Raw genomic sequence first — 12,855 nt, forward strand, 5'->3', positions numbered from 1 at the left:
AAACTTTGCCTTTTCTTCATACCCTACTTGGGCTTTCAGTATAAGTAGCGCCATATAACTCCGCGCTACTCATCACAACTATATTCTATATGGCGCTTAATCCGAGCTTTTCAACACTTCGTTACGGTTTGCCATAATGGCGTCTACTAGCCCGTAATCAACTGACTCTTGAGCACTTAAGAAGTTATCACGATCAGTATCTTTAGCAACCTTTTCGTAAGGCTGCCCGGTGTTTTCTGACATTAAACGATTCATTTTCTCTTTAATAGACAGGATTTCACGTGCATGAATTTCAAAATCAGATGCCTGACCTTGGAAACCACCCAAAGGCTGATGAATCATTACGCGTGAGTTGGGCAAACAGTAACGCTTACCTTTTGCTCCAGCAGTCAGCAGGAATGCTCCCATACTCGCAGCCTGTCCAATACACACGGTGCTCACGTCAGGTTTGATAAAATTCATTGTGTCGTATATCGCCATTCCAGCAGTGACTGAACCGCCCGGCGAGTTAATATACAAGAAGATATCTTTTTCAGGATTCTCGGCTTCCAAAAATAACATTTGCGCGACGATCAAATTCGCCATGTGGTCTTCAACCTGCCCGACCATAAAAATAACGTTCTCTTTCAAAAGACGAGAATAGATGTCATAGGAACGTTCGCCACGGGCTGTTTGCTCAACAACCATTGGCACTAAGGCGCTTTGCGGATCAGTTATTATATTTGTCATAGTTCTCTTAAATAAAAATCTTCATAAAAAAAATGCCCGGATAATCCGAGCATTTAATCAGTTCATTGCCTGTTAAGTCAATTGTTGAAGAACAATTTAGGCGTTTTTGTTCATGATTTCGTCAAAAGCTTTCTTCACTTCTTTCACTTTTGCTTTTTCAAGAATCGCTTCAATCGCTTGCTCTTCTAATGCAAGGTTCTGCATTTGCTGCTTTAACTCGGCATTCGTCTGGTAATACTCGATTACTTCTTGCGGGTCTTCATAAGCAGAAGCCGCTGATTCGATAAGTGCTGTTACCTTCGCTTCGTCTGCTTCTAATTTATTGTCTTTGATAACTTCACCCAACAACAAACCAATGCTTACACGGCGTTTAGCATTGTCTTGGAACAAATCAGCCGGCAACTCAGGAACTTGACCGCCTTGGCCTTGCTGCTCGAAGCGCTGTTTCGCTTGTTCACGCAACGCGTCGATCTCTTGATCAACTAATGCTTGAGGTAAATCTAGTTCGTTATTCTCTAATAAACCAGCAATTACGTTTTCTTTTACGGCTGCTTTCAAAGTTTGGTCTAGTTCGCGCTGCATGTTTTTCTTAACTTCAGCTTTAAGTGCGTCAACACCGCCCTCTTCTACACCGAACAACTTAGCGAACTCGTCATCAACTTTTGGTAAGTCAAGACCTTCCACTTTAGTCACGGTAATCGCAAATGATGCATCTTTACCTTTCAGTGCTTCAGCGTGATAATCTTCAGGGAAAGTTACGTCAGAAACAACTTCGTCACCCTTCTTAACACCTACCAATGGCTTTTCAAAGCCTGGGATCATTCTGCCTTTACCCAATTCTAAAGGGAAATCTTCAGCTTTTCCGCCGTCAAACTCTTCGCCGTCAATAGTACCAACAAAGTTCATTGTTACTTTGTCGTCTTTCTTAGCTTTACGCTTAACTTCTTTCCAAGATGCGTGTTGCTTTTGCAGCGTTTCCATCATGGTATCTAAATCTTTATCAGTGATTTCTACAACTGGCTTTTCGACCTTAATTTTGTCTAAGCCATTCACCTTCACTTCTGGATAAACTTCAAACGTTGCTACGAATTCTAAATCTTCACCATCAACATCTTTCGTCAAATCGAAAGTCGGCATACCTGCCGGAGTGATTTTCTCTTTCATGATCGCTTCGTAGAATTGACGCTGCATAACATCGCCAGCAACTTCTTGACGAACCGCTTGACCAAAACGTTTTTTGATAACGCTTACTGGTACTTTACCTGGACGAAAACCGTTAATACGTTGTGTTTTTGCTAATTGTTGTAAACGTGCTTTAACAGCGGTATCTACAGAATCTGCAGAAACGGTAATAGTAAGACGGCGTTCTAAACCTTGAGTCGTCTCGACTGACACTTGCATTGTTCTACCTCAACTTGCGCTTCGATGCGCTTTACATGATTCAACACTCTTTTGGGTTTAACCAAAGTGTTGCCGAATGTAGGCTTAAAACAAAACCTACATGAGTTTAAAAAAGGACGCGGAATTATACAGAGAGCGGCTCATAGAGTCGAGCGATTAAACCCAATTAATGAAAATTAATTGAATTAAGCACAATAAACGACCAAAAAGCAGCTCAAGTACGGGGTTAAAAGCCCCAAGGCACTAACAGCCTGCAGGCTTTTTGTTAGTGCCTTAGGGCTTTTGGGCTTTTGGGCTTTTGGGCTTTTGAGGTCCCTTCATGAAATATAATAAAGTGAATAAATGTTTGGACTTTGAAAGTATCACTCGACATGGATGTCGAGTGTTAAGCGCCCCATGGATGGGCTTGCAGCGTCTTTCAAAGTGTAAACGTTTATTCGCTTATATTTATGAAGGGACCTTAAAAGCGCTAAGCTCTAGACAGATGTCGAGTGTCAAGCGTCCCATGGATGGGCTTGAAGCGTCTTTCAAAGTGTAAACGTTTATTCGCTTATATTTCATAAAGGGGCCTAAAAAGCTCTACACGCGACAAAGCTGTAGCGTTGAGACGGACTATCAGAATTATTTATGAGTGTGGTGTAAATATGAAAATCGTAAAAGTGGTCGGTGAGATAGGATTCGAACCTACGACCCCCTGGACCCAAACCAGGTGCGCTACCAAGCTGCGCCACTCACCGACATTATTACTTTTTTGTGCGTTAAAGCACTTAGATGGTGCGGAAGGAGAGACTTGAACTCTCACGCCGTGAAGCACTGGAACCTAAATCCAGCGTGTCTACCAATTCCACCACTCCCGCAAAACTGTTGCCCTAAGGCTTGCCGTTGGCTCGAGAGTCGCGTTGACCTGACACTCTCAAACTGGGCAGAAAAAGTGGGGTGGACGATGGGGTTCGAACCCACGACCGCCGGAATCACAATCCGGAGCTCTACCAACTGAGCTACGCCCACCACTGTTTCTTAAACTTACAATTGCCACATCTGCTTAGACTCGCATGGCGCGTCCGGCAGGATTCGAACCTGCGACCACCCGCTTAGAAGGCGGGTGCTCTATCCAGCTGAGCTACGGACGCTCATCGAATCATGAAGCAAATGGTCGGTGAGATAGGATTCGAACCTACGACCCCCTGGACCCAAACCAGGTGCGCTACCAAGCTGCGCCACTCACCGAACAAAGTAACAGTAGAACACTACCGCTACGGGGGGCGCATATTACCGACTTGCCCTGTTATCGTCAAACACTTTTTGCGAGTAAATTGAGATTTTTTTCACTTGTTTAAAAAGCAGTCAGCTTTTGAACATTAAGCTGACATGACAGTATATTTTCAGCGCTGTTTTTAATACAATCGACGTCCTCCAGTTAAGCCACGACAGATATGAACATGACCGCGCATTTAATAGACGGCAAGAAAATTGCCAAACATGTAAGAGACAACGTACACGCTTACGTTGACACCCTCAAAGAAGCAAATAAAAGGATGCCTGGTTTAGCGGTTGTGTTAGTCGGCAATAACGAGGCGTCTAAGGTTTACGTAAGCAACAAAACCAAAGCGTGCGAAGAAGTTGGTTTCGTTTCAAGATCATACGACTTACCTGCTGACACAGACGAAAGTTCACTGCTATCCTTGGTCGATGAATTAAATGCAGACAACGAAATAGATGGCATTTTGGTTCAATTGCCTTTACCTGCAGGTTTGAATGCAGAAAAAGTGCTTGAAAGAATTCATCCGCACAAAGATGTTGACGGATTTCATCCTTATAACATCGGCCGACTAGCGCAACGTATGCCTGCGCTAAGACCGTGCACGCCGAAGGGCATCATGACAATGATTGAGGCTACCAAGCGTCCTGTGAAAGGTTTAGATGCCGTTATTGTTGGGGCGTCGAACATTGTTGGACGTCCAATGGGCCTAGAGTTGCTATTGGCTGGTTGCACAGTGACAACGTGCCATAAGTTTACTAAATCTTTAAAAGAACATGTAAAGCGCGCTGACTTGCTGGTCGTTGCAGTAGGAAAACCGAATTTTATTCCAGGCGATTGGGTAAAAGAAGGTGCCATAGTCATTGATGTTGGCATTAATCGCTTGGATAACGGGAAGCTTACTGGCGATGTCGACTTTGATGTGGCAAGAGAACGAGCCGATTGGATAACACCCGTACCTGGCGGTGTTGGCCCAATGACAGTAGCTAGCTTGATCGAAAACACACTGGAAGCTTATGTGAAATATCACTCTGCCGCCGCCAAAGCAGCAAAAGGGATATCTGAATAAGATGCAAACTAATGATGATGCGCGCGTAATTCAAAATACCTTGCATTGGGTCGACAAAGTGATTATCGGCGAAAACCTGTGTCCATTTGCTAAAAAAGAGAGAGAGCAGAAATCTATTCGGACACTGTGTTGTCGAGAAGAAGAAACTGCGTACACTTTGCAAACCTTGCTGGATGAGCTTGTGTTTTTAGATAATAACTCACAGGTAGAAACGACACTTTTCATTTTACCCGACACATATCATGACTTTTTTGACTATCTTGATTTGGTCGATACGGCGAATAAACTTCTGCAAAGAGAGGATTATGAAGGTATCTATCAACTAGCTACATTTCATCCATCGTATTTGTTTGCAGATGCTCCGGCCGAAGATACAAGTCATTACACAAATCGTTCACCCTACCCTATGCTGCATATTATTAGAGAAGAGAGCTTAGAGAAAGCGCTCGAACGTTACCCTAACCCAGAACAAATCCCAGAAAGAAACATCAGTCACGCTCAAAAACTAGGTGCCCAATTTTTTAAACAAATATTGGCTTATGACAGCAGCAAACACTGATTCCAAGCAAGCGCTCCACTCGGGTTTATTATGACAAACTTAGTCGTTCGACCTATTGGGTCAATCACCACACCTTTTAGTCAAAAATTTGGTATCCCTCGGCAATCACAAGCATTGAGTAAAGCCAAAGGCTATATACAATTCGAAGCACATATCAATCCACAAAATGCGTGTCGAGGTTTAGACCAGTTTTCACACCTTTGGCTCAGCTTTTTGTTTCACGAAAACATTGAAGCGGGTTTCAGTGATACTGTGCGGCCCCCTCGTTTAGGAGGCAATGAAAAAATAGGTGTTTTTGCGAGCCGCAGTACCTTCAGACCTAACCCCATTGGTTTGTCTCTGGTAAGAAACAGAGGATTGAACAATAAGAAACAATTGGTTGTGGAAGGCGTGGACTTACTCAATCAAACTCCGATTATCGATATTAAACCTTATATAACATATGCAGATAATCCTACGCATTTGACAAACCATAACACTGAGTGTGTCTCCTCTGGCTATGCTGAAACCACGCCTGAGCTCGCGCAAGTCGTTGTAAACGAAAGCCTCAAAAAGCAATTGTCTGAGATAGAATGCGACAAACCTGGCTTTTTAGATCTACTTATTAACGTGTTAGAACAGGATCCACGGCCAGCTTACAGGAAGCGTAAGACGGATAATAAAACATATACTATCCGCCTATATAATTACGATATTACGTGGCAAGCACTCAATAGCGTTATACACGTTTCTGAGATTTGGAGTAGGTGAAATTACCCTACGACTGCTCTGAAAAGGTTCTTTTCATCCAATTGGTCAACATTGAGCGCTGTTCAATATATGGTTGTTCAGCTCTATTAGAGGCTTTCATTGAATCTATCTTTAAGTTCTTCTTACCTTGAACAACATTGTTACCGTCAGCATCGACAACAGCATATTCGAATTGTAAGCGATGAAGTCGCGATAACTTGCCTCCCGGAATATCTAAGTTTCGGCCGTTCGTACTGAAATTTTGTGAAATACCATCGTTTACAAGAGGCAAAGTTGTCGTTTTATGCTTTGGAGTTCGGTCAATATCATCAGGTATCTCAATATTGACTATATTAATTTCTATACTGTGCCCGTCGGGCAGGTATTCCGCTAATTCGTCCTTGTAACTCGACAAGTACTTAACGACGTCTTGACTTCCTTTCGCGGAAGCAGCGTCACTTAATTTGATGTTTACTGCAGTGTCTGATGCAGCAACGTTAAAACAAGTCGCTAAAGCAAATCCTACTGCTACTAAATTTGTTTTGATAAATTTCATAAATAATTCCTTTTAAAATAACCTCAAGCACTCACACATCCACGGGCCCGACAACCCTAGCTCGTGTAGCAAACGCGACGAATGTACTGCTCAAAATTTAGACTAGACTTAGCTCATTGTCAAACCACTAGCTCAGCTGTAAGGAAGGAAAAGCCACATCAACTTTCAATGCTCATGCTATCTGGAAGTAACTCAGCCAAGAGAGCAAATAAACAGATAAGTTATCCAAAACCGCTTAATAAAGCTGGCACGCTTGTTTAATATTCCATTATTCGCATTTTCTGCTTTTTACCAAGCCATGGGGCTGATAAACTCCTCGACATTCATGAGCTTCGGGCTCAGGCATCATAATATCAAGGTAAAATTAGAAAATGCGTACTTCCCAATACTTACTCGCTACCCAAAAGGAAACCCCTGCTGAAGCTGAAGTGATTAGTCACCAGTTAATGTTACGAGCAGGAATGGTCAGAAAACTGGCATCAGGTTTGTATAATTGGTTACCGACGGGGCTACGTGTAGTAAATAAAGTGGCTGCTATCGTGCGAGATGAAATGAATAAAGCCGGTGCAATTGAAGTCTCTATGCCAGTTGTTCAGCCTGCAGATTTGTGGGTTGAGTCGGGTAGATGGGAAGATTACGGCCCAGAACTATTAAGAGTTAAGGATCGTCATCAACGCGACTTTGTCCTCGGTCCGACGCATGAAGAAGTCATTACTAACTTAGTTAAGAATGAAGTCAGTAGCTACAAGCAACTGCCTCTTAACTTGTATCAAATACAAACCAAATTCAGAGATGAGGTTCGCCCTCGCTTCGGTATTATGCGCAGTCGCGAGTTTATTATGAAGGACGCTTATTCGTTCCATATAGACGCGCAAAGCTTGGATGATACATATCAAATTATGCATCAAGCTTACTGCAATATTTTTGAGCGTATTGGGCTTGCATATCGCCCAGTCATCGCTGATTCAGGCTCTATTGGTGGAGCGGTTTCTCACGAATTCCATGTGCTTGCCGACTCAGGTGAAGATGATATTGCGCATAGCGATAATTCTGACTACGCTGCAAACGTCGAACTTGCTGAGGCGCTAGCTGTTGGTGAGGAACAGACTCCATCAGAAACTTTAGAAGTCATTGATACGCCAAATTTAAAAACCATCAATGCCCTAGTTGAAGCACGCGGTTTAGACATTAAGAAATCTGTAAAAACACTCATCGTAAAAGCAGATGAGCATAGCGAGCACGAATTTATTGCTTTGATTTTACGTGGCGACCATTCACTTAATGAAATTAAGGCAGAAAAACTAGCCTTAGTTGCAAGCCCCTTACAAATGGCTGATGAAACAGCGGTCAAAGCAACGTTAGGTTGTGGCTTTGGCTCCTTAGGCCCAGTAAAACTTGATATGCCAATTATTGTCGACCGTAGCGCAGAACGAGTCGTCGATTTTGTGTGTGGCGCAAACACAGATGAACAACACTACACCGGCGCCAATTGGCAACGTGATGTAGGGGAGTACGAAGTGGCAGACCTACGAAATGTGGTCGCTGGCGATCCATCACCCGATGGCAAAGGCTCGCTATCAATCAGCAAAGGCATTGAAGTTGGGCACATTTTTCAACTTGGTGACAAGTACTCCAAAGCAATGAACTGTGGCGTTCTTACCGAATCAGGCAAGCATGATGTCTTGCAAATGGGTTGTTACGGTATTGGCGTTACTCGTATTGTTGCGGCCGCAATTGAACAGAATAATGATAAGTTTGGGATTATTTGGCCTGAGAGTATTGCCCCTTTCTCTGTCGTTATTATCCCGATGAATATGCATAAATCTCATCGAATCATGGAAGCTGCCGAAAACCTATATAAGCAGCTACAAGACGCTGGAATAGAAGTCTTGTTCGATGATCGCAAGGAACGCCCAGGTGTGATGTTTAATGACATGGAATTGATTGGCATACCTAACAGCATTGTAATTGGTGAGCGTAATCTAGATAATCAGCAAGTAGAATTTAAAAATAGAAAATCTGGTGAAAAAACGCTTCTAACTATTAGTGAGGTGTTGAACCACATTCAAACCCTAGGCTAGATCAAATATGAAACTAACTTTTTGTGGAGTGCGCGGCTCCACGCCTGCACCAGGTGCTGAGTTTGTACGTTATGGTGGAAACACCGCATGCGTCCATGTTGAGCTCAGCGATGGTACAGACCTCGTACTAGACGCGGGCACAGGTATTCGTGATCTCGGCAAAAGGTTAGCAGCTAAATCAACGCCTGTTCATATCCTATTGAGTCATAACCATTGGGACCATATACAAGGCTTTCCTTTTTTTATTCCTATTTATCAACCCAATAGAGATATTTTAATTACTCCTGGTCTTACCGATTTGAACCAACCAGAAGCCGTGTTGGACCAAATGACGGGCTCATACTTTCCTGTTCATCGGAATGATTTAGGTGCCAATATCAGAGTAGAACCAAGGCCGGTCTTAGAAGACGATGAATGGTACATTTCTAATGCACTTATCGGTCGCATGAAAATGAATCACCCTGGCGGTGGTAGTTGCTACACCATCAAAGAAAATGGCCACAAAATCGCCTATATCACCGACAACGAGCTTTATCCTCCATATCAAAAACAAACCGACTTTTTGGATTTTGTTACATTCGCAAAAGGCGCTGACATTCTTATACATGACGCGCAGTACCTCGTTTCAGATATGCCAGCTAAATCCGGCTGGGGCCACAGTGTCGCAGAAGAAGCAGTGAAACTAGCTATGGCTTGCGGTGTAAAACAACTTGCTTTGTATAGCCACGATCCAGAACGAACCGACGATGATATTGATGAAATTATTGCTCATTGCAACGAAGTCATTGATACGGGTGGCATGGATTTGATTTGTTTTGGTGCCAGAGAGAATCAAACCATCGAGTTTTAAGCAATACTAGGGTAAAATTACGAATCCATTCCACTTATCAGTATTGATTGAAAGGATTCGTTTTGAAACACATCACATGTTCGTTCATGCTTTTCACCTGCATTTTGTTTAGCCCACTTTCCTTGGCTCACACTATTCATAATGAAGCGCTACAAGACAAGCTAGCTACTAGTGAAACGCCGCCTCCGCCGAGTAAACCTGAAGAGATAATGAATACGGTGAAGAAAGCTGTAGCCGATGCACGTGACGGAAAACAGACGACTGAGTCAATCCTAGACAAGCGTGTCGATAGAATGAAAGAGTCCAATAATAACCCGTTTTCAATCTCTCAATACCGTCAAAACTACCTATTGCCATTCAGTTATGCAAAAGCGCCCAACCCTATTAGTGTTGATGGGCTTACTGAGGAAAATGTAGACAAGTTCGAAGCGAAATATCAAATCAGTGTTAATTTGCCATTGTATTTGCAAGATGATGATGTAAGCGGTGTTTTTTTTGGTATGACCTTGATTTCATTTTGGCAAGTTTATAACGATGATGTGTCAAAGCCATTCAGGGAAACCAATTATGAACCCGAAGTATACTATCAATGGCAAACTGACTGGGACATTCTCGGCTACCGTTTTAATCAATTCAACGTAGGTATTAACCACCAATCCAATGGTCAAAGTGGTTTGAAATCAAGAAGCTGGAACCGTCTCTATGCGACGGCTATTTTTAGCGATGTTGATTCATTTTATTATTTGAAAACGTGGTACCGGTTACCGGAGGACGAAAAAGAGTTTGAACTGGATCCAAACGGTGATGACAATCCAGATATTACCGACTTTATTGGTCGAATGGAGCTGGGTTATGGCTTCCAGCTGGGTAATGTCAATGTATTATCTAAACTAACAAATAACCTTTCTTTCTCAAAAAACAGGGGGAGTGTTGAACTGAACTTCACCTACCCTATCAATGACCGCTACGATTGGCTGCTACAATATTTCAATGGTTATGGCGATTCATTAATAGATTATAATCGTCATCAACAGCGTATTAGTCTAGGTATCCAATTAAAACTATTATGAGCTACGAGCACACTATTAACTTGATTGAAGCTGAAACACAAAAAAATTATCTCGATAGGTTCGTGAGCATTGGTTTAGTGAATCCTAAGTCTGCGACTAACGTTGCGAGTATTTTGCGCGCCTGCAGTTGCTATGGGGCGAGTGCTGTTTTTTATACTGGGCAACGTTTTGGTTATGCTAAAGAGTTCAATGCAGATACAAAAAAGATGCGGCATATTATTCCCACTGTGGGGGTCGATGACTTATTAAAAATGAAACCCGAGGGTTCAAAGGTGGTAGTCATCGAACTGGTTGAAGGTGCAACTCCATTGCCCGAGTTCAAACACCCTGATAACGCTTTCTATATTTTTGGTCCAGAGGATGCATCCGTTCCTCCAGATATCGTCGAACTTGCTGATCATGTGGTTTATATTCCAACAAAGAATAGTATGAACCTGGCCGCTACAGCAAACGTGGTATTATATGACCGTTTAGCGAAAAGTGATTATGATCGCAGCGATGAGTTTATTAAGCTAAGCCGCGACAATAATAATAATTTATAGGTTGTTTGAAAGCCTATATTAGAATTCCTAGCTCTTGCGGCGAGCCGTTATTGCTGAAGCACCGCGTCATTCTAAAACACCCCGTCATGCTGAAACACCCCGTGATGCTGAAACACCCCGTGATGCTGAAACACCCCGTGATGCTGAAACACCCCGTGATGCTGAAACACCCCGTGATGCTCAAATACACCGTCATTCCTGCGAAGGCAGGAATCTAGGTCCCCGCCTACGCGGGGATGACGGCATAGCGCGGGGATGACGAGCCTACGCGGGGATGACGAGAATCGCCTATCAACAGTATTTAGAAGAAGCCCAGTGGATTGATGTCGTAGCTCACCAACATATTTTTGGTTTGTTGGTAATGTTCCAACGCCATCTTATGAGTTTCTCGCCCTACGCCTGATTTCTTATATCCACCAAAGGCAGCATGTGCTGGGTACATATGATAGCAATTTGTCCACACTCTTCCTGCCTGAATGCCTCTTCCCATTCGATAAGCAACGTTCATGTCGCGAGACCAAACGCCTGCTCCCAAGCCAAATTCAGTATCGTTGGCAATAGCGAGTGCTTCAGCCTCGTCTTTAAATGTACATACAGACACTACAGGCCCAAAGATTTCCTCTTGGAATACACGCATTGAATTGTCGCCTTTGAATAGCGTTGGCTTGATATAATAACCATCGGACAAATCGTCACTCAATTCTTCAATATCACCACCCATGAGCACTTCAGCACCTTCTTTTCTGCCTATTTCAAGGTAATCAACAATTTTATCAAACTGTTGTTTCGAAGCTTGTGCACCAACCATTGTCTCGTCGTCCAGTGGATTTCCACGCTTGATCGATTTACAGCGTTCTATCACCAAAGCGATAAACTCATCGTAGATACTTTCTTGAATAAGCAGTCGAGACGGACAAGTACAGACTTCACCTTGATTAAAGTAAGCTAAAACAGCACCTTCTATGCATTTACTTAAGTAATCATCTTCATGATTCATGATATCGGCAAAGTATACATTCGGAGATTTACCTCCCAACTCTACAGTCGATGGAATGATGTTCTCTGCAGCACATTTTAAAATATGCCCTCCAACAGGAGTCGAACCAGTAAACGCTATTTTGGCAATACGCTTACTGGTTGCGAGCGCTTCTCCAGCTTCCTTCCCGTAGCCGTTAACAATATTAAGAACTCCAGGTGGTAACAAATCGCCAACCAATTCCATAAGCACCAAAATTGATGCGGGAGTTTGTTCAGCCGGTTTCAATACGACACAATTTCCTGCTGCCAGTGCGGGGCCCAGCTTCCAAGCTGCCATTAATAACGGGAAGTTCCAAGGAATAATTTGTCCGACAACACCGAGTGGTTCATGGAAGTGATAAGCAACTGTATGTTCATCAATTTCTCCCATAGTCCCCTCTTGAGCACGCAAACAGCCCGCAAAATAGCGATAGTGATCAATACATAATGGGATATCTGCGTTTAAAGTCTCTCTTACCGCCTTACCATTATCCCAAGTCTCAGCGACAGCTAACTTTTCAAGGTTTTGTTCCATGACGTCCGCTATTTTTAACAATATATTTGAACGTTCCGCTACAGATGTTTTACCCCATGCCTCCCTTGCTGCATGAGCTGCATCAAGAGCTAGTTCTATATCCTCTGCGCTTGATCTTGGAATTTTACAGTATGGCTTACCATTCACTGGGCTTACGTTATCAAAGTACTCGCCTTTGACAGGTTTTACCCAATTCCCACCAATGTAATTTTCATATTGGCTTTTAAAATCGACGAGAGCACCCTGAGTACCTGGATTTGCATAAATCATATCAATCTTTTCCTATTGCTTGCTTAAGCGTTAAATGTAAAATTCATTCCAAAGATGTAAAATAAGTGTTAATCCGAAAGTCTACTTGACTATGAGTGCTGATTATTTATCTTAGAGTACGCATTATGAAAATGTGCAAAACTGGCGTTATGACTTGGCTATCTTGAGGTGTTTTGCCGATAGACTACT

The 12,855-nt window shown here is 42.9% G+C and carries 12 protein-coding genes and 5 tRNA genes; 8 read left to right on the forward strand and 9 right to left on the reverse strand.

The annotated features are described in order from the left end of the window. Nucleotides 1–96 precede the first annotated feature (96 nt). Entirely contained in the window at nt 97–729 is a 633-nt protein-coding gene (gene clpP, locus RM544_RS15550; RefSeq protein ID WP_311362738.1) for an ATP-dependent Clp endopeptidase proteolytic subunit ClpP, read from the reverse strand. A 96-nt stretch (nt 730–825) separates the two neighbouring features. Further along, nucleotides 826–2,130 carry a trigger factor gene (gene tig, locus RM544_RS15555; protein WP_311362739.1) on the reverse strand — a complete coding sequence of 435 codons (1,305 nt, stop codon included), beginning with the start codon at nt 2,128–2,130 and terminating at the stop codon, nt 826–828. Between the two features lie 319 nt (nt 2,131–2,449). On the opposite strand from tig, the gene RM544_RS15560 reads away from it, so the two are divergent. Further along, on the forward strand, nt 2,450–2,668 hold the full coding sequence (locus tag RM544_RS15560; protein WP_311362740.1) for a hypothetical protein: 219 nt from the start codon (nt 2,450–2,452) through the stop codon (nt 2,666–2,668). Between the two features lie 122 nt (nt 2,669–2,790). On the opposite strand, the gene RM544_RS15565 is transcribed toward RM544_RS15560, so the two are convergent. From RM544_RS15565 to RM544_RS15585, 5 genes are all read right to left on the reverse strand, one after another. After that, nucleotides 2,791–2,867, reverse strand: a tRNA-Pro gene (locus tag RM544_RS15565). 35 nt (nt 2,868–2,902) lie between these two features. Then, nucleotides 2,903–2,987, reverse strand: a tRNA-Leu gene (locus RM544_RS15570). Nucleotides 2,988–3,062: 75 nt separating this feature from the next. Then, nucleotides 3,063–3,138: transfer RNA gene (locus RM544_RS15575), tRNA-His, on the reverse strand. A 45-nt stretch (nt 3,139–3,183) separates the two neighbouring features. Further along, nucleotides 3,184–3,260 (reverse strand) — tRNA-Arg (locus RM544_RS15580). A gap of 20 nt (nt 3,261–3,280) precedes the next feature. Next, nucleotides 3,281–3,357: transfer RNA gene (locus RM544_RS15585), tRNA-Pro, on the reverse strand. A gap of 212 nt (nt 3,358–3,569) precedes the next feature. Here RM544_RS15585 and folD point away from each other — a divergent pair. Genes folD through tsaA form a run of 3 tightly spaced genes read left to right on the forward strand, consistent with a single transcriptional unit; the run spans nt 3,570 to nt 5,766 of the window. Further along, nucleotides 3,570–4,457, forward strand: coding sequence for a bifunctional methylenetetrahydrofolate dehydrogenase/methenyltetrahydrofolate cyclohydrolase FolD (gene folD / locus RM544_RS15590; RefSeq protein ID WP_311362741.1), 888 nt, complete (start codon nt 3,570–3,572; stop codon nt 4,455–4,457). A 1-nt stretch (nt 4,458) separates the two neighbouring features. Further along, on the forward strand, nt 4,459–5,016 hold the full coding sequence (locus RM544_RS15595) for a DUF1415 domain-containing protein (protein ID WP_311362742.1): 558 nt from the start codon (nt 4,459–4,461) through the stop codon (nt 5,014–5,016). 30 nt (nt 5,017–5,046) lie between these two features. Next, entirely contained in the window at nt 5,047–5,766 is a 720-nt protein-coding gene (gene tsaA, locus RM544_RS15600) for a tRNA (N6-threonylcarbamoyladenosine(37)-N6)-methyltransferase TrmO (protein ID WP_311362743.1), read from the forward strand. Between the two features lie 7 nt (nt 5,767–5,773). Here tsaA and RM544_RS15605 read toward each other — a convergent pair whose 3' ends face one another. Beyond that, on the reverse strand, nt 5,774–6,301 hold the full coding sequence (locus tag RM544_RS15605) for a hypothetical protein (protein WP_311362744.1): 528 nt from the start codon (nt 6,299–6,301) through the stop codon (nt 5,774–5,776). A 371-nt stretch (nt 6,302–6,672) separates the two neighbouring features. Here RM544_RS15605 and RM544_RS15610 point away from each other — a divergent pair, with 371 nt between their 5' ends. From RM544_RS15610 to RM544_RS15625, 4 genes are all read left to right on the forward strand, one after another. After that, nucleotides 6,673–8,382 carry a proline--tRNA ligase gene (locus tag RM544_RS15610; protein ID WP_311362745.1) on the forward strand — a complete coding sequence of 570 codons (1,710 nt, stop codon included), beginning with the start codon at nt 6,673–6,675 and terminating at the stop codon, nt 8,380–8,382. 7 nt (nt 8,383–8,389) lie between these two features. After that, the gene (locus RM544_RS15615) at nt 8,390–9,232 is read left to right on the forward strand and encodes an MBL fold metallo-hydrolase (protein ID WP_311362746.1); all 843 of its coding nucleotides are present in this window, start codon (nt 8,390–8,392) and stop codon (nt 9,230–9,232) included. A gap of 62 nt (nt 9,233–9,294) precedes the next feature. Beyond that, entirely contained in the window at nt 9,295–10,302 is a 1,008-nt protein-coding gene (locus RM544_RS15620; protein ID WP_311362747.1) for a phospholipase A, read from the forward strand. After that, entirely contained in the window at nt 10,299–10,844 is a 546-nt protein-coding gene (locus tag RM544_RS15625) for an RNA methyltransferase (protein ID WP_311362748.1), read from the forward strand. The genes RM544_RS15620 and RM544_RS15625 overlap by 4 nt, the downstream gene beginning before the upstream one ends. A 301-nt stretch (nt 10,845–11,145) precedes the next feature. On the opposite strand, the gene exaC is transcribed toward RM544_RS15625, so the two are convergent. Further along, nucleotides 11,146–12,666, reverse strand: a complete 1,521-nt coding sequence (gene exaC, locus RM544_RS15630) for an acetaldehyde dehydrogenase ExaC (RefSeq protein ID WP_311362749.1) — start codon at nt 12,664–12,666, stop codon at nt 11,146–11,148. Nucleotides 12,667–12,855: the final 189 nt, after the last annotated feature.

This window comes from Brumicola blandensis, assembly GCF_031846165.1.
In the GTDB taxonomy this organism is placed as follows: Bacteria; Pseudomonadota; Gammaproteobacteria; order Enterobacterales; family Alteromonadaceae; genus Glaciecola; species Glaciecola blandensis.